The organism is Streptomyces sp. R44, assembly GCF_041053105.1.
Taxonomy (GTDB): domain Bacteria; phylum Actinomycetota; class Actinomycetes; order Streptomycetales; family Streptomycetaceae; genus Streptomyces.
On sequence record NZ_CP163444.1, the window covers coordinates 1 to 16157 of the forward strand.

Below are 16157 nucleotides of genomic sequence, written 5' to 3' on the forward strand. Positions count from 1 at the left end.
TAGCGCTCCATGAGACTGCGCAGGTGCGCCATGGGATCATCCCCGGGCGGGGGTGGAGCAGGCCGCCCAGTCCGCCGGCTACTCCGCCCAGTCGGGTCCATCCACGCGCGAACGGGGAGCAGTCGGAGCCGTACCCGCTGGCCGACGAGGTCGATGGCCGCGGCGACAGGCATGTCTCAGTCGACCATCTCGCGGATCTGGCGGGCATTTGCGCTGATGCCGCACCGGTCACAGACGTTCAAGCTGTCGACGGATCCGCTGTTCATCGACAAGGGCCGCGATGTCGTCGGCCTCTATCTCGACCCGCCGGAGAAGGCGCTTGTTCTCTGCGTGGACGAGAAGTCGCAGATCCAGGCCCTGGACCGGTCCCCGCCGGTGCTGCCGATGGTGCCCGGTGTTCCCGAACGCCGCAGCCACGACTACGTCCGGGCCGGCACCACGACCCTGTTCGCCGCCCTCGAAGTCGCCATGGCAAGGTCATCGGCTCCCTCCACCGCCGTCACCGGGCGACGGAGTTCAAGAAGTTCCTCGCGAAGCTGGACAAGGAAGTCCCGGCCGACCTGCAGGTTCACCTGATCCTGGACAACTACGCGACCCACAAGACGCCCGACATCAAGAAGTGGCTGCCGGGCCACCCGCGGTTCCACCTGCACTTCACACCGACCAGCGTGTCCTGGCTGAACCTGGTCGAGCGGTGGTTCGCCGAGCTGACCCAGAAGGGGCTCAAGCGCGGCGTCCACCGCTCGGTTCAGGCCCTCGAACGCGACATCCAGGCCTGGCTCGCCGACTGGAACGAGCACTCCAGACCATTCGTCTGGACGAAGACAGCCGACGGGACCCTCGACAAAGTCGCCGCCTACTGCCGACGAATCTCTGACTCAGATCACTAGCCGTAACGTCCCTGATCGATTCGGTTCGCCTACGGATCCGGCGAATCGAATCGGGTGGGGGAGGCAGCGCGCCGTCCCCGCAGCTCGGTCAGCCGCTGGTCGGCCCGCGATCTGACGCGTCACGGCTGTCGAACGGCTTCGGAGGGATTGGAGACGTCACCCAGCGGATCGCTGCCGTGACCGCCCGGCCGCCAGGTCTCGCGAAAGGGAGGAGAAGCCTGATACGCCGGGGCACGGGCAGAACGGCCTGAGCCCACGGCGGCAGGAGATCCACAGCCGCTGTCGCCAGCAGAAGGTAGGGAAGCCGTGCCGGCCACGGCAGCGGCGGTGTCACCAGCAGGTACCGGGCCGTGGCCGACGACTCGTCCGTCGCCCGCAGCTCAGGGCGCCGGCCGCCGAGCTCCGTGACCAGGGCGGCTAGGGTCTCGGGTGGGTCGGGTATGCCCAGTCGAACGGCGACCGATGCCATGTCCTCGACGTACGCGTCCTGTTGCCCGGCGGTCAGGGCCTGCAGCCCGTAGCGCTGATGTGCCTCCAGGAAGCAGTAGGCCTCGGCCATGTGGACCCACGACAACAGCGAGGGATCAGAGGCGCGGTAGGCCACTCCGTCGGGCGTGCGCCCGGCCACCCGCGCATGCACCCCTCGTACCCGCTCCACTGCCCGCTCGGCATCCCGCGCCGTACCGAATGTCGTCTCCGCCAGGAAGGTACTGGTCCGCTGCAGGCGGCCCCAGGGATCGCCGCGGAAGCCCGAGTGCGCCCAGACAGCTGCCATGGCGATCGGATGCAGTGACTGCAGCAGAAGTGCGGCGAGCCCTCCGATGTACATCGAGGCATCGGAGTGCACGGTTCGCACCGGCCTGTCCGGCGCGAACCAGCGAGGCCCAGGTGTGTGATGGATCCTGTCGCGCTTTTGTTCCGCTTCCGGACCGGCCACGCGCCGCATGAGCGCATCGCCTGCCTTCGCTCGCAGCCTTCCGACCAGGGGCACCGCGATCGCACTCCTCTCCGTGGGCTTCTCGGACACTGCACCGTAAGGCTGCCTACCCCGAGAACCAGTCCGTACTGCGCAGCCGCTGTCGGCGCCGATCCGAGCGACCACATGCGGGCGACGCGAACCCGGCCGGTCGGGGCCGGGCGGAGTCGTGTCGTATGCGCGTACAGGCATCGAGCCACGAAAGACAGCGCCTACGCCGAGTTTCCGTCGATCCACTGTGCGTCACCGGTCACGCGCACCCTGCCATGACGCCGCATCCCTGCAGAATGCCGTCTGCGGGACCTCCGCGCCGACAGCGGATGGCGACCGTGTCAAACCGGGACAAAGCCGTCGCGTGCGGCCTTCATTCCAAGGATCTGGGAACCGTTCAACCTCTGCAGCGCGGCGAGCGCATCTCACGGTTTCCCACGATCACCTCGCGAGTCGGACTGTCTCCTCATACGTCGGCTGTCGCCGCGCACTCCCCCGTCGGCTCGCTCGAAGGAGGTGTGTTCCATGACCAGGACCATGCGAGTCCGACGGTTGGTGGCGGGTGGCGCCGCGTCCGGCCTGCTGGGAAGTGGCGCCGCGCTCGGGATGGCCGGCTCGGCGACCGCTGCTCCGGCCCCGACGTCCGTCGCCACGACTGTCGTGCACCATGACGACGGCGACCGGCACGGCCATCACGACCGGTGCGAGTGGAAGAAGGGGCACTGGGAGAAGAAGCGTGTCAAGCACGACACCTGGCACGCGGACCGGCACGACCACCACGGGAAGTGGCTCCCCGGCTACGGGGAGCACCACCACTCCTACAAGTGGGTCTACGTTTCCGGGCACTGGGACCACGTCTGGGTGAAGGGCCACTGGGACTGCCACCACTCGTGAAACACCTGCCGGGCGCTGCAGACCGGCTTGGGCAGCCGGCTGGGCTGGAGACCGGCTCGGCCGGAGGCGCGCTCGATGGTCGGGTCGTCTGTGAAGTGAGACGCTGAAGAGCAGGGTCCGTGCCGACGAGTCTCGGGAGGACCGATGGGACGTGACGTCCCGGCGCTGGAGTTCACCCGTGACGACCGTCGCCGGTTCCGGAACAAGATGCACACGTGCCTCGATGTGTTCGCCCAGATGCTGAGGGAGTCACGGTTCGACTTCGAACGGCCGCAGGTCGGGTTGGAGATCGAACTGAACCTCGTGGACGAAACCGCGGAACCCGCCATGCGCGGCTCGGACGTCCTGGAAGCGCTGGCCGACCCGTCCTGGTCGACCGAGCTGGGACGGTTCAATCTGGAGATCAACATCGATCCGCGGCAGCTCACCGCGGGCGGCCCCGGGGCCTGGGAACAGGAGATACGGGACGCGCTCAACCACGCCGAGGAAAAGGCCGCGGCGATCGGGGCGCACCTGGTCATGATCGGAATCCTGCCGACGCTGGAACTGAAGGACGTGGGTCCGGCGTCGCTTTCCGAGAATCCGCGGTACCACCTGCTGAACGAGCAAATCTTCGCCGCACGCGGTGAGGACCTGTTGATCGCGGTGGACGGGGTGGAGCGGCTGCGCACCTACGCGGACACGATCACGCCGGAGGCGGCGTGTACCAGCACTCAGTTCCACCTGCAGGTGTCGCCGGACGAGTTCGCGGACTACTGGAACGCCGCGCAGGCCGTCGCCGGGGTGCAGGTGGCACTGGCGGCGAACTCTCCGTTCCTCTTCTCCAAGGAGCTGTGGCACGAGACGCGTATTCCGCTGTTCGAGCAGGCCACCGACACCCGGCCCGCGGAGATCAAGGTGCAGGGGGTCCGGCCCCGGGTGTGGTTCGGCGAGAGGTGGATCACCAGCGTCTTCGATCTCTTCGAAGAGAATGCGCGGTACTTCCCGGCGCTGCTGCCGCTCTGCGACGACGAGGACCCGCAGAAGACGCTCGATGACGGAGGGATCCCCGAGCTTGCCGAGCTGACGCTGCACAACGGGACGGTCTACCGGTGGAACCGTCCCGTCTATGCCGTCGTCGACGGCGTGCCGCACCTGCGGGTGGAGAACCGTGTGCTGCCCGCGGGACCCACGGTGGCCGACGTGCTGTCGAACGGCGCCTTCTACTACGGGCTGGTGCGCGCCCTGGTCGACGAGGACCGACCGGTCTGGTCGCGGATGTCGTTCTCGGCGGCCGAGGACAATCTGGAGGCCGCAGCCCGGCATGGAATCGATGCGCAGCTGTACTGGCCCGGTATGGGTGAGGTCCCCGTGACCGAACTGGTACTGCGCCGCCTGCTGCCGCTCGCGGACCGCGGGCTGGAGCGGTGGGCCATGGACAGCGCCTGGCGGGAGCCGCTGCTGGGGATCATCGAGCAGCGGTGCGTCAGCGGCCGGAACGGCGCGGTGTGGCAGTCGGAGATGTTCCACCATATCCAGGACATCGACCACGTGGACCGGCATCAGGCGCTGCGGCGGATGACGCAGCAGTATCTCGACTACATGCACATGAATGTTCCGGCGCACACCTGGCCGGTCGAATGAGTCAGGGGCCCGGCCGGCCGCTGACCGGATACGGGCCCCTACCCGACGACGGCGCCGCCTACGCGCAGACGTGCTTGAAGGCACTCGCGCCCGGCCGGGGGCATGGAACTTCACCATGTGGCCGGCGTCGTGGGTGAAGACGGCCCCCGTGTCCGACTTCAAGGTCATCGTGCCGTGCTGGATCGGGTTGGACATGATGTGCCCCCACTCTCCCAGCCATGGCCTTTCGACGTACCGGCCGGCTCGCCGGTTCCGCTCCCCACGGCAGTGAGCCGGACGAGGGACCGCCCTCATGCGGTCCCGCGTACTCACGGAAGGAACGTCACTGCCGGGAAGGCCGGGGACGGCACGCCGAGCAGGTGGCCCCGACGGTGGCGCAGGTGCTCGTCGAAGAACGCGAGCGGGTACGCCTGCTGGATCTTCACCGCCTGCTCGGGGTCGAGAGTGCCGATCACGGCCTGGAGCTGCTGCGCGCCCCAGCCGAGAAGCATCGCCACCTGCGGGAACAGCGCCTCATCGTCGCCGTACGAGACATGGGAGGCGCCCTGAGCCTCGATGCTCAGCCGCCCGGCCCCACAGGTGCGACCAGAATGCGGCAGCCTCGGGGGCCTTGGCTCGGATGAACTCGGCGGACATCATCATGAACGGCCGGACCTGGTCGCCAGCCAGTGCCGGCCTCATCTACATCGGGCCGTCGAGGACGAAGCGGAGGTCGAAGGGCATCCCCAGGAGCGCGGGGAGCAGCTGTAGCCGCTGCGCGCGGCCAGGTCGTCGCGGGGACCATCCCTACAGGCGCGGGAGCAGACTCTGTGACCTGCAGTTCTATCCTGCGAACAAACCATCTGAGCCACTTTCACCGGAACCGGCACACCAGACACCCCTCCCCCACAGCGAACCAACCCCACCGACGCAGGGAGCAGTGGCGCACCATGCCCATAGAGGTCTTATGGCCGGGACCATCCCCCCTGTTGCGGGGAGCAGCGGATGCCACCGTTCTCGCAGGAGAAGCCCTTGGGGCCATCCCCGAGCAGGCAGGGAGCAGTCGAGCGGCGTCTGGTCGGCCTCGTAGACGTAGGGACCATCCGCGCGCGCGGGACGCAGTTCGTCAGCTCGTTCGGGGAGCCGTCGAGGGACGGGACGCAGCCTAGGCGAGGGGCAGCGGGTCGAGGGTGAGTTCCCAGTGGTGGCGGCTCTTGTCGATGGCGAGCAGGAGGGGGCCGTCGGGGATGCGGACCTTCTCCTTGACGCGGCGGCCGTTCCAGGCGTGGACGAGCTGTTCGGCGGGGCGGCGTAGGTCGTCGGGGGTGTCGCCCTGGTATTGGTTCAGTTGGAACCAGCCGCTGTGGGGGTCTTTGGCACGGACTTTCAGGTCGGCGGCGGTGCCTGTGTGGACCAAGATCTCGCGGCCGCTGCCCTGGATGGTTCCGGGTCCGATGGGGAGCGCGGCGGTCAGAGGGAGGAGGGTGAGCTCCCAGGTCCCGGACTGGCGCACCACCAGCTTGATCGGACCGCCCTTGCGCGGGGGATTGAGCAGGGCGCGCCCGTAGTGACCGGGCAGGTCGTTGCAGAAGACGTCCGTGGAGCGGCCGGCGATCTGGACGCTGAGGAAGTGGTACTGCGGCCCGACCCGGGCTTCGAGGATCACCGGTGCCGAGTCCTGGGGGAACGGCAGGTCCACCGTGACGGTCTTCGCGCCCTTGCCGCTGAAGACGAGCGGTTCGAAGTGGAACAGGCCGGCGCCCCAGGAGGGCATGGCGGCCGGGGTGGCCAGGGTGGCGGCCGGGGTGGCGATGGACGAGGTCTGCTGTACGGGCACACCTACGGGCACAGCTACGGGCACCGGCTTCGCCATCGGGGGCACGGCCACCCCTCCCGGCGCCGAGTCCGACTTGCCTACCCCCTGCAGCGCCACAGGTCCCGACGGCGGCGGTGTGACCGCGGCGGTGGGCAGGAGCGGCGGTGTGACCGCGGCGGTGGGCAGGAGCGGTGGTGCCGCCAGTGCCGGGGCCTGCGCCACCTCGACTCCGAAGTCCGTCGCCAGCCCCGCCAGGCCGGAGTCGTAGCCCTGGCCGACCGCGCGGAACTTCCAGGCGCCGTCGCGGCGGTAGAACTCCCCGAGGACGAAGGCGGTCTCGCTGGAGGCGTCCGTGACGTCATAGTGGGTCAGGATGGTGCCGTCGGCGTAGGTGACCTGGGCGTACAGGCCGGGGACCTGTCCGAAGGTGCCGTCGTCGCAGGAGCCGGCGACGACGACGCGCTGAACGGCCGGCTCGATGCGGGGGAGGTCCAGTTCCAGCCACTCGGCGAACTGGCCGGCGCCTTCGCCCGTGCCGACGTGGCGCACGGCGCCGGACGGGTGGACGGGCTGGCCGTGGAAGACGATGTCAGCGTCGCCGCGCACCGTGCCGGCCGCGTCGAGCAGTACGGCGGAGGCTTCGACGGCCGGCACGCCGGGCGCTTGATGCCGGCCCACGGCGATCCGGAGCGGTGCCGTCGGGACGGGAACGTTGGCGCCTTTGGCGAGGTGCGTCATAGGGCCATGGTGACAGCGGGCAGGGTGTGAAGAAAAGATCTTCTCGACCAAGGCGAGCGTTGCGGCGGGGAACGCGCCCCAGGACCACACCTCACCCCCTCCAGGAGCGCCAGGCACCGCGGAGCCGTGACCAAGTGCCGCCCTGCCGGGCTTCGTCGCCGGATCGTCCCGGCAGCCATGCTCTCGCGGATGCCGCGGGCGGTCCGGCGCAGAAGGATGCGGCCGACGACATCGACTGGCCGGGTGTCGGCCGACTGGCCATCGTGCGAGCCCACCAGCACGTCCTGGAGGGCTTCCGAGCGCACCTCGGATCGGTCACCATGGAGGTCCGTCCGAGATTCGGGGGTGGGGATGAGCAAGGGTGGGAACGTTCCGGACGGGCAATGGAGCAGGCAGGAGCAGGTCGGAGCCGCCCCGTGGCTGGCACTGGCCTGTCTGGTCGGGCTGTTTCTGGCCTACGTCGTACTGACGAACTTCACCGCAGAGCTGCGGACGGCGCTGTGGGGCGAGCCCGGCACCGTGACCGAAGCCGACTGCCGGACGTACGACAACACCGTGGCCAATGCGGGAACGTCGACGTCCTGCTCGGGCACCTTCACCCCGGACGACGGCGGCTCGTCGTTCGACGTCCCCGTCGAGGGCAACAGCGATTCGCTACCGGTCCGCGCGTGGCTGGTGGACGGTACATCCGGCACCGCGTACGTCTCACCAACGGTGTGGGCGGGGGTGCTCCCGGTGGGGCTGTCCCTCCTCCTGGCCGGTGTCCCCGCGGCGGTGACGGTCAAGCGCGTGCGCCGCGTCCACGCACAACGCCCTGGACGCACTACGCCCACTGTGTGGTGAACCGCGGAGAACCGCACGCCGCAGGCGTGAAAGACGGGCATGGCTTGTTGTACTGGCGCAATGGACACAGCCCTAGCCACTCTGCTAGTCGGCGTCGCTGGCGTGGGCGGAACCGTGACGTCGGGCTATCTGGCTCAACGTGCCGCCCACCGGTCGCTGCGCTGGGAGCACGAGCGGCAGCAGCATCGAAACCTTCGTGACTGCTACATCGCTATCAATAGCCGGGCACGCAGCTGCCGCTATGCGCTGGCCGACTACGTCCAGGCGATGGCGACCAATACCTTGACAGACGAGATTCGCGAGAGGGCCAACAGCGCGGTGAATGTTCATCGAGCGCAGTACGACGAAGCTCAGATGGTGGTCTCGGACAGCGTCCTCGCCCATGCCCGTAGAGTGAGCGACAAGATCAGTGTCCTGTATGCGGTGCTGCGACGCATTGATTGCGGTGACCTTCGGGAAGGCGACACCATCGAGGAAGCCAAGCGTCTGTCGAAAGACCTGTGGACCCCCCTGCAAGCGATGCGGGAAGCCATGCGCCTAGACCTCGGGGTGAGCAGGGGCTAATCGACCGCTCACATACCTCGTGGAGCCGTGGGACCGGTCCGTATTCGGGACCTTCGTGCCCCGCCTTCACCACTAACCTCACTCACCACTCACCTCAGCTCCCATCCCGTCCGCCGTCGACCCACACACCGTGGAGCGGACGTGGTTCCTGGCGTCCAGGTGGAGCGCGCCACTGTACGAACGAGTTTGGACGCCATGGGCCGCGTCTGCTCGGCTCTGCCTGGGTCGATGGTGGACGGGATGGGAGCACCCGGCGCACGCCACTACGGGCCCGCAGGCGGAAACGGCGCCCCCTCCATCCCGATACCGGCGCGGGTGCCAGCCGGTCGAGACGCTCGTAGAGGGCGCGAACCTGGCCGGCGCGGTTCTGGACACAGGTCGTGCCGTCGACGACGGTGGTGGCGGGGCAGTCCTCAGCGAGCCCGAGGAGGGCCTGGCGCTCGTTCTCGTCGACGGCCAGGTCCCAGCCGAGCTCGGTGCCGACCCAGATCGCGGCGTAGGTGCAGTGGGCCTTGCACCTGTTGGCGGCCGCGGTGACTGCGATCAGAGTATCGGGGCTGTCCTGGTCGTTCGCGTACGCTACCGGCCACGCCGGGCCCCACCACGTCTGCTCCGAGTCGTGCACCTCCGCGAAAGGCCGAAGTGGTCCACAGGGCAGCGACATCTGGTGCGGTGTATCGCAAGGCGGCGGAGCGTCCTCATAGCGACACTTTGGGAACGGTTCGGCTCAGGGTCACCCCAGACCCTCTGGGCCTGGGACCGACTGCTGGACTGCGGCGGGCCGCATCCCGGGACATCCCGGGGACCTTCAGGTCCTCGCCGGGACGGCGGGGCGTGCAAGGCTTCTCTCGGCCGGGGACGCAATCCCGCCACCACAAGAGCCAGGGGGAAACATGTCCATCAGCATGCGCCGCGCCACGGCGAAAGCACTGGTCGCCGCGGCCATGGCCGCCGTCGCCGTGACCGGAACAGCAGGCAGTGCCTCGGCCGCGCACACGTACCCGGACAAGCTCGTGAAGGGCGAGTACCTCGGATTCGGCGAGTTCATCCAGCGCCCGACGTACTCGGGGGACGGCTACTTCCGGCTGATCATGCAGTCCGACGGCAACCTGGTGCTCTACTACCTCAAGAACTCGGGGGCCGTGAAGGTCTGCTGGGCGTCGAACACACAGAACGCCGGGGGCAGTTACGTCACCTACCAGCAGGACGGCAACTTCGTCATGTACCCCCAGTGGAGCACCCGCGCCGTGTGGCACAGCAACACGTACCTCGGCGCGGGCACTACGGTCGACATCAACAAGTTCGGCGTCCTGTACGTCGGCACGACGCAGATCAGCTCCCAAGCCGCCTGCACGTCAAACTTCTAGTCCGTTGGGATCACGGCGAGGGCGAGTGATGCCGGCGACTCTCTGATGGCACCCTGATGCGATGCGAGGGGCGGGTTCCCCGAGGGGCGGGCGTCTGATCGGTGTGGTCACCCGGGGGCCGGCGCCGATGTAGGCGCGGTCGGCGAGGATCGGAACACCCTGGCGTTCGCAGATCCGGATGATGCGGTGGGTGCGGGCCGCGGTCAGGTCGTGGGTGCGGCCGGGTAGCGCGGGCGAGATCCACAGCAGCTTTCCCGCGGGATCGGTCACGACCTGCACGTTCACTCCGTGCCGACGGTGCTTCTGGGAGAAGTCGGCCCGGCTGTCACCGACGCGGTCACACTCGGCGAGGGTCCCGTCGAGCAGGACGTGATCGGGATCGGTCTCGCGCAGGACACGCAGGAGGCCGGGCGCCCTTCGGGACAGGTGCTCGACGACGGCCGTGACGTAGGCGTGGGCGATGCCGACGGATATGCCGAAGCCGGCAGCGATCTGTGCGAGCGTGTCGTGCCGGCGGAGGTACACCAGGCCGACGAGGGCACGCTGGTGGGGCGGGAGTTTGCAGCGGCGGTCACCCTCACGGGTGACGATGAGCATCGATACCCACTCGACCAGGGTGTGCGGCAGGTCGAGTGGGGCAGGATAGGGGACCAACGAGGCCTTCGGTCGTAGCGGTTGAGACGTCAGACATCTCGAACCACTGCCCGAAGCCCTCGCCTGCTATCCGCAGTTGGCCGCCACCCGATCGGTGACCACTCTGAAAATCCTTATTGAGGCAGTCCTCACCTTCGACCCGTACGGAGCCTGGCAAGCAAGGTTTCCAGGGCTCAGGTTCCCGTGGAGACCGGAGGATGCCTTGCTTCGCCACGTCGACGACGAGTAAGGCCCGCGTCTCGGCACACCCAGCTCAACCCGAACGAGCAGATAACGGGATTGACGGCAGAGATGGGTGTCAGCGTGCCTTGAGTGCGATGAGTGTGCTCTTGCCTGACTTCTCGCCGGCGCAGACGAAGGCAACCTCTTCGGATACGACTGGTGCCGAGTGCCAGAAGCCACCGTCGAGCGTCGCCGTCCATAGTTGTCGGCCGGAGGAGGGGTCTACCGCGTGCAGGACACTGGGACCTCCGTTCCCGCTGCTGAAGTAGACGGCCTTGTCGGAGGGGACCATCGTGGAGCGTACGGCGCGGTCGGTGCGGAGCTTCCACCGCTGCTGACCGGACCTGGCGTCGACCGCGTAGAGCGTGCTGCCGTAACTGCTTCCGTCGGATACGGCGGTGTAGATGGTTCCGGCATGCTCGGACAGCGACTTGCTCAGCCCGTCGCTGCCCACGGGGAACTTCGTCTGCGGTGTGCCGGTGGCCGCGTCCAAGAAGTGCAGCCCGTCCGTGGCATGGGCGTACACCAACCCGCCTGCGACAACTAGGGCCTGTGTGACGTTGTGATCAGTTGCTGGGTTCTGTCCTCTCCGTGGGGTGGAACCCGGTAGGACATTGGTCGTGACGCGCAGGCAACTCACCGATGCCCAGTGGAAGTTCATCGAGCCCTACCTGCCGATCGGCAGGTTCGGCCCGTACCCGGAACGACTGCGGGAACAGTTGGAAGGGGTGATCTGGCGGTTCCGGTCCAGCGCACAGTGGCGCGAGATGCCCTCCGAGTTCGGCCCGTGGGCCACCGTCTACGGGCGCTTCAGGGTCTGGCGGGACGCCGGCGTCTTCTCCACTCTGCTCGAAGGCCTGATCGCCGAGGCGGCCCGCGCGGGAAGAACGGACTTGTCGCTGGTCAGCGTGGACTCCACCACGACGCCGCCGGGATGCGTATCGGCAAGGACCTCATGGAGGCCCTGGAAGAGGCTGCACGCGAGCAGGAGGAGGCCCGGCAAAAGGGGGCGGTCCGGAGGAACAGAACGGACACGCCGAGCGTCGACGCGTCCGACGCCGACGCAAGCTTCGCCTCAAGGAAGCCCTGCTCGGCAGATCCCGGGGCGGGTTGACCAGCAAGGTCCATCTCGCCGCGGACCGCAAATGCCGTCCGCTCGCGTTCGTCCTGACCGCCGGGCAGGCCGCTGACAGCCCGCAGTTCATCCCCGTGCTGGGCAGGGTGCGGGTCCGTCTGCCCGTCGGCCGCCCCCGCACCAGGCCCGGCGCGGTCGCCGCGGACAAGGCCTACTCATCCCGCGGCAACCGCGCCTACCTGCGCAAACGCAACATCAAGGCGGTCATCCCGGAGAAGAAGGACCAGGCCGCCAACCGGAAGAAGAAGGGCGCGAGGGGTGGCCGACCCGTCGGCCACGATGCCGATCTCTACAAGGAGCGGAACACCGTCGAGCGGCTGATCAACAAGCTGAAGGCCTGGCGCGGGATCGCCACCCGCTACGACAAATCACCCGAGAGCTACCTCGCAGGCCTCCACCTCCGCGCCGCGATGATCTGGATCGACGACCTCCTGAAGACCGCCAACTGATCACAACGTCACACAGGCCCTAGCGGCGGGACGGGTGAGTCGGTGGACGTCTGGAATACCCATCGTTGTTGGCGTGTCGCAATGTCGACCGCATAGACGGATCCGCTGACGACTCGGAAGTACACGGTGCCCTCGGAGACCACAGGTGCCTGGACCGACTCGTCGACGGGGAACCTCCACCGTACCTGCCCTGTCGCGGCATCGAACGCAAACAAGAAGTCCTCGCGCAGACCGTCGCGCATAGTGAAGCTGCCCGCATACGCGGTTCCGCTGCCGACCGTGAGCCCGGTGAAGGAGAAGCCCGGGGCGGGCACGTTCCAGAGGGTCCGGCCTGATCCGGCATCGAGCGCGTACAAACGACCGTCGAGGCCAAGCTGGGAGTCGCTCGACCGTACGTACACGGCGCCGTCCGAAACCACTGGAGTGGAAAGACTGATTCCATCGAGGCCGGTGCTCCAGACCATCTGCCCAGTTGTGGCATTCACCGCGCGCAGATGCGAGCGGTCCACATACTGAACGCTGTCGCTGGCGATGTACACGACCCCGTCGGCGAAGGCCAGCTGCGCATCCCCTGCTTCGAAGGGGAACGCCCAGAGCCGCTGGCCCACAGTAGTCCCGGAACCTCCAGCGCTGCCGACTGTGGCTGATGGAGCCCCCGTCCCACCCGGGACGGTACCGCCGAGTGCGCCCCCGGACGAGAGAACGCGCACCCCGCCGTACGCCAGCAGCGCCAGGAGCGAGAGGACCAGGGCTCCGGCCAAGACCAGGACCAGTCGACCGGAGCGGGTGTTGTTCACCGTGATAGGACCGAGCGAGATCTGACTGCGGGAAATCGTGCTCCCTGCGATCAAAACACTGCCAGTATTCTGCGACCGGGAGTTACTGAGATGAATCTGCAGCTGCTGACGCAAGTCGGGATCAGCATCGATCTCCGCCTGCAGAGCTTCCACTGCGGCCTGTCGCGCACCAGGATCCTCAGGCGCTGCGACCAGACCGGCTAACGCCCCCCGGCCGCGCTCCGTGGAGGACAAACGGCTGCGCACCAGATCGGCCACCAGTCCCGCGACCCCAGCACCCACAGCTCCCGCCGCACTGCTCACGGCCGTGCCGACCATTCCGACCGCCAAGCGTGCAAGATCCGCTGATTCCATCGCTCCCCCATCCCGGTGCGGCCATGTGCACGCCATGCTGGCATGTTGCATCAACCCATGCAGGACAGACGAGCGCGCCATCCGTGGCCTGTGCCGGATTAAGGACCACCAGGCCTTGAACTCACCCTCACCCAGCGCACCGTCAACCGGGCCCTGGCCGCCGCGAGGGCACCGGTCGAACGCGGCATGGCACGGCTGCAGTCCTGGCAGATCTGCCGCAGATCCCGCATCAGCCCCAACCGCATGACCGTCATCACCAAAGCTGTACTCACCCTGGAGAGACAACGCTGAACACGCTCACTCACCCCAAGGCCTGGTGGCTCAGCCATCCTCGAATGGTTCGTCACTCCACCTGAACCAAGCACGATCGTCACTGATGTGCAGAAGAAACTCCGCGACCGGACTTGACGGGGCCACGAGCGACAAGGTGTCCGCGATCCGGTCGTAGGCGTCGTCGAACTGCTCGTACTCCTCCGCCTCCAGACGACCCAGCGATTCGTCGAACCACGGCTTCATCTCTATGAACGTCGGCGTCGGAACGAAGCGACCGTTCAGCCAGGGAAAGTCGGCCTCGTCGATGACGATCTCGCCGAACAGTTGCTCCTGCCGCATCAGTCGCCAGACTTCGCCCTCGAAACCCATCCCGCCAGCTCTCCATCCGTGTCCGGGTGTCGCCGGGCAGCGTCTCCCGCGGCAAGGACGACGAGGCAGGAGCGCCGTCGTTGAATGGACTCCGCCGAAAAGGCCTGCCGCGACCCGCGGACGGGCGCACCTGGGCAGGGGCCGCTCTACAACGGATCGATCTTCCATCGCGTGATCGACGGCTTCATGATCCAGGGTGGCGACCCTCAGGGAGACGGGCATGGCGGCCCGGGCTACGAGTTCAAGGACGAATTCCACCCCGCGCTGAAGCTCGACCGGCCCTATCTGGCTCGCCATGGCCAATGCCGGCCCGGGCACCAACGGCTCGCAGTTCTTCTTCACAGTCGGGCCGACGCCGCACCTCGACAACCGGCACACGATCTTCGGCGAGGTGGTGCAGGGCCAAGACGTCGTCGACGCCATCGCCAAGAGCCCTACCGGCAGGGGCGACCGCCCCCTCACGGACGTCACCGTCCAGTCCGTCACCATCGACCGACGACAGTCCTGAGTCCATCTCCCTGAGCGCAGTGGCTTTCCACATGGCCAACGAATGCGCTCAGCCGAGAGTGGAAAGCCACCACCTGCTCGCAAACTGCGACGGCCGGGAAGAACCGCTGCAGCCGTGGGCCGAGTGCTGCTCGGCAGGACCATCCCCGCGAGAGCAGGGAACAGAACCCCTTCTCCTCGCGCGTCGCCTCGGTCTTGCGAACATCCCCCGCGCGAGAAGCGGACGCCGGTCGAGCCGCTGAGCTCGCCGGCCTTGGGACCATCCCCACGCAAGCAGGGAACACAGACCTGGCACGCGGTGGCGGCGGGGGCGGTGGGACCATCCCCGCGCAAGCAGCGAGCAGGGCCGACCACCGACCCAGCAAGGTGTTCGGCGGGGGAGCACAACGCCGGCCTTCGTCTCCATGGACACGGCGGCCTACAGGGCCCGGAGGGCGGACGGCTAGCTGCTGGGGACGGACTTCCTTACGACGGTGTCGACGACAAGCTCAACCCCCAGGCCGTCCAGGCCCCGCGCTCTACAAGGTCCAGGACGAGGGCGGCGATGTTCCACGCGTCGTCCTCGCCCCGGTGGTGGCGGCCCTCCAGCGGCAGCCCCGCGAGCTGCAGGGCACGTGCCATGCCGGGCCGCTTACGCAGGCCGTACGCCTCGGTGAACACGGCCTTGGCGTTGGTGTGCCCCTGCTCGGCCGGCCGCCCGAACGGATAGGGCGCGCGGGCCGCCCGGCACTGCCTTTCGAACTGTTTGCGGTCGTAGTCTCCCCAGCTCGCCCAGGGGCGGCTGCGCGCGTCATGGACGTCGGCAAGTATGCGGCACGCCTCGACGAAGCCAACGCCGCCGACGACCTCGGCCGGGGTGAGCCCGGTCAGCTCGGTGCAAAAACCGCTCACCTCCGAGCGCTCGGGCCGCACGAGGATCCGGTGCCGTCCCTCGCGCCGTCGGGCCGTCAGATCCACGACGGTGAGCCCGATCTCGATAATCTCGCTCACCGCGCCGGGTGGCGGCTGCCCCTCCCAGCAGGTGGCCTCGACGTCAATGACGTTCAAAAGGGCGGATCCGTGTTCCATGGCGGCACAGTAGGGATGAGCAGCGGAGCGGGTCACCCGGTTTTCCGCCCGCCGGGCGGCCTCGGGCACGGCGAACGCCCGGACGCAGGACGCAATGCGGCGTCCGCGCCGAGCAGCTGGGCAGCTGGGCAGCTGGGCAGCGCACGGTCACAGCACGGGACCATCCCCGCGCATGCGGGGAGCAGACTCAGTGACCTGCAGTTCTATCCCATGAGCAACACCATCTGAGCCACTCTCACCGAAACCGACAAACCACCCATGGCAAGGCTCGGCACGCGGGCCGACAGCGGCAGCGCCGGAGCAGCAGGCCCTGCCAGACGGCAGCAGACAGGCCGGCGCACGGGCAGCGGCAAGCAGTGGGCCCTTCGCCGGGGCGGACCGACCGGCACGCAGCCCGGGTGCTGGCTTTGTTCGCGGGAAGTGGTTCTGGCGCAACTTCTGTGATGCCGGGCCGAGCCTTTCCCGAGGCCGGAGCACGCCGGGAACCTATCGGTCAGCGGTAGGCCCTGAGAAAGAAACAAGCCCGGTCCGCGCAGCTCCACAGAAGTTGTGCCAGAACCCGTTCTCGTGGACAAAGCCACCCCGGGATCTCCGCCGCGCTGTGGCTGTGCCATCGCGGTCTCGGTTTGGGGCAGTGCGGGGTGTGCG

At 68.0% G+C, this 16157-nt stretch carries 12 protein-coding genes and 5 pseudogenes; 9 read left to right on the plus strand and 8 right to left on the minus strand.

Going from position 1 to position 16157, the window contains the following annotated elements; all coding sequences use genetic code 11:
- Positions 1-147 precede the first annotated feature (147 nt).
- Positions 148-890, plus strand: a pseudogene (locus AB5J54_RS00005) (IS630 family transposase); the annotation flags it as partial.
- Positions 891-978: 88 nt separating this feature from the next.
- Here AB5J54_RS00005 and AB5J54_RS00010 read toward each other — a convergent pair.
- Positions 979-1836 carry an oxygenase MpaB family protein gene (locus tag AB5J54_RS00010; RefSeq protein WP_369149169.1) on the minus strand — a complete coding sequence of 286 codons (858 nt, stop codon included), beginning with the start codon at positions 1834-1836 and terminating at the stop codon, positions 979-981.
- A gap of 546 nt (positions 1837-2382) precedes the next feature.
- Between AB5J54_RS00010 and AB5J54_RS00015 the strand changes: the two genes are divergently transcribed.
- Positions 2383-2751: a hypothetical protein gene (locus AB5J54_RS00015; protein ID WP_369141775.1), complete on the plus strand. Its 369-nt coding sequence runs from the start codon at positions 2383-2385 to the stop codon at positions 2749-2751.
- A 144-nt stretch (positions 2752-2895) separates the two neighbouring features.
- Positions 2896-4374 carry a glutamate--cysteine ligase gene (locus tag AB5J54_RS00020; RefSeq protein ID WP_369141776.1) on the plus strand — a complete coding sequence of 493 codons (1479 nt, stop codon included), beginning with the start codon at positions 2896-2898 and terminating at the stop codon, positions 4372-4374.
- 308 nt (positions 4375-4682) lie between these two features.
- Here the strand turns inward: AB5J54_RS00020 and AB5J54_RS00025 are convergent, their stop codons facing one another.
- On the minus strand, positions 4683-4871 hold the full coding sequence (locus AB5J54_RS00025) for a hypothetical protein (protein WP_369141777.1): 189 nt from the start codon (positions 4869-4871) through the stop codon (positions 4683-4685).
- Positions 4872-5518: 647 nt separating this feature from the next.
- Positions 5519-6907: a TerD family protein gene (locus AB5J54_RS00030; RefSeq protein WP_369141778.1), complete on the minus strand. Its 1389-nt coding sequence runs from the start codon at positions 6905-6907 to the stop codon at positions 5519-5521.
- Positions 6908-7258: 351 nt separating this feature from the next.
- On the opposite strand from AB5J54_RS00030, the gene AB5J54_RS00035 reads away from it, so the two are divergent.
- The 3 genes from AB5J54_RS00035 to AB5J54_RS00045 all read left to right on the plus strand — a co-directional run bounded on the left by AB5J54_RS00035 (position 7259) and on the right by AB5J54_RS00045 (position 9681).
- The gene (locus AB5J54_RS00035) at positions 7259-7750 is read left to right on the plus strand and encodes a hypothetical protein (RefSeq protein ID WP_369141779.1); all 492 of its coding nucleotides are present in this window, start codon (positions 7259-7261) and stop codon (positions 7748-7750) included.
- 102 nt (positions 7751-7852) lie between these two features.
- Entirely contained in the window at positions 7853-8314 is a 462-nt protein-coding gene (locus AB5J54_RS00040; RefSeq protein ID WP_369141780.1) for a hypothetical protein, read from the plus strand.
- An 893-nt stretch (positions 8315-9207) separates the two neighbouring features.
- The gene (locus AB5J54_RS00045) at positions 9208-9681 is read left to right on the plus strand and encodes a hypothetical protein (RefSeq protein ID WP_369141781.1); all 474 of its coding nucleotides are present in this window, start codon (positions 9208-9210) and stop codon (positions 9679-9681) included.
- Between the two features lie 75 nt (positions 9682-9756).
- Here AB5J54_RS00045 and AB5J54_RS00050 read toward each other — a convergent pair.
- Positions 9757-10335: pseudogene (locus AB5J54_RS00050) on the minus strand (transposase family protein); the annotation flags it as partial.
- A gap of 298 nt (positions 10336-10633) precedes the next feature.
- Positions 10634-11218, minus strand: coding sequence for a PQQ-binding-like beta-propeller repeat protein (locus tag AB5J54_RS00055; RefSeq protein WP_369141782.1), 585 nt, complete (start codon positions 11216-11218; stop codon positions 10634-10636).
- Here AB5J54_RS00055 and AB5J54_RS00060 point away from each other — a divergent pair.
- Positions 11178-12141 (plus strand): annotated as a pseudogene (locus AB5J54_RS00060) (IS5 family transposase). The gene AB5J54_RS00055 and the pseudogene AB5J54_RS00060 sit on opposite strands and share 41 nt — an antisense overlap.
- An 8-nt stretch (positions 12142-12149) precedes the next feature.
- On the opposite strand, the gene AB5J54_RS00065 reads toward AB5J54_RS00060, so the two are convergent.
- Positions 12150-13196, minus strand: coding sequence for a PQQ-binding-like beta-propeller repeat protein (locus tag AB5J54_RS00065; protein ID WP_369141783.1), 1047 nt, complete (start codon positions 13194-13196; stop codon positions 12150-12152).
- A 201-nt stretch (positions 13197-13397) separates the two neighbouring features.
- Here AB5J54_RS00065 and AB5J54_RS00070 point away from each other — a divergent pair.
- Positions 13398-13583, plus strand: a pseudogene (locus tag AB5J54_RS00070) (transposase family protein); the annotation flags it as partial.
- Between the two features lie 30 nt (positions 13584-13613).
- Here AB5J54_RS00070 and AB5J54_RS00075 read toward each other — a convergent pair.
- The gene (locus AB5J54_RS00075; RefSeq protein WP_369141784.1) at positions 13614-13934 is read right to left on the minus strand and encodes a hypothetical protein; all 321 of its coding nucleotides are present in this window, start codon (positions 13932-13934) and stop codon (positions 13614-13616) included.
- 144 nt (positions 13935-14078) lie between these two features.
- Between AB5J54_RS00075 and AB5J54_RS00080 the strand changes: the two are divergent.
- Positions 14079-14442, plus strand: a pseudogene (locus tag AB5J54_RS00080) (peptidylprolyl isomerase); the annotation flags it as partial.
- 464 nt (positions 14443-14906) lie between these two features.
- Here the strand turns inward: AB5J54_RS00080 and AB5J54_RS00085 are convergent.
- Complete coding sequence (locus AB5J54_RS00085) at positions 14907-15509, minus strand: exonuclease domain-containing protein (RefSeq protein ID WP_369141785.1); 603 nt, start codon at positions 15507-15509, stop codon at positions 14907-14909.
- Between the last annotated feature and the right edge of the window lie 648 nt (positions 15510-16157).

Bases quoted from the DNA above. Each gene is read 5' to 3' on its own strand.
- AB5J54_RS00010 (WP_369149169.1), bottom strand. From the start codon at position 1,836: ATGCGGCGCGTGGCCGGTCCGGAAGCGGAACAAAAGCGCGACAGGATC.
- AB5J54_RS00015 (WP_369141775.1), top strand. From the start codon at position 2,383: ATGACCAGGACCATGCGAGTCCGACGGTTGGTGGCGGGTGGCGCCGCG.
- AB5J54_RS00020 (WP_369141776.1), top strand. From the start codon at position 2,896: ATGGGACGTGACGTCCCGGCGCTGGAGTTCACCCGTGACGACCGTCGC.
- AB5J54_RS00030 (WP_369141778.1), bottom strand. From the start codon at position 6,907: ATGACGCACCTCGCCAAAGGCGCCAACGTTCCCGTCCCGACGGCACCG.
- AB5J54_RS00035 (WP_369141779.1), top strand. From the start codon at position 7,259: ATGAGCAAGGGTGGGAACGTTCCGGACGGGCAATGGAGCAGGCAGGAG.
- AB5J54_RS00045 (WP_369141781.1), top strand. From the start codon at position 9,208: ATGTCCATCAGCATGCGCCGCGCCACGGCGAAAGCACTGGTCGCCGCG.
- AB5J54_RS00055 (WP_369141782.1), bottom strand. From the start codon at position 11,218: ATGAACTTCCACTGGGCATCGGTGAGTTGCCTGCGCGTCACGACCAAT.
- AB5J54_RS00075 (WP_369141784.1), bottom strand. From the start codon at position 13,934: ATGGGTTTCGAGGGCGAAGTCTGGCGACTGATGCGGCAGGAGCAACTG.
- AB5J54_RS00085 (WP_369141785.1), bottom strand. From the start codon at position 15,509: ATGGAACACGGATCCGCCCTTTTGAACGTCATTGACGTCGAGGCCACC.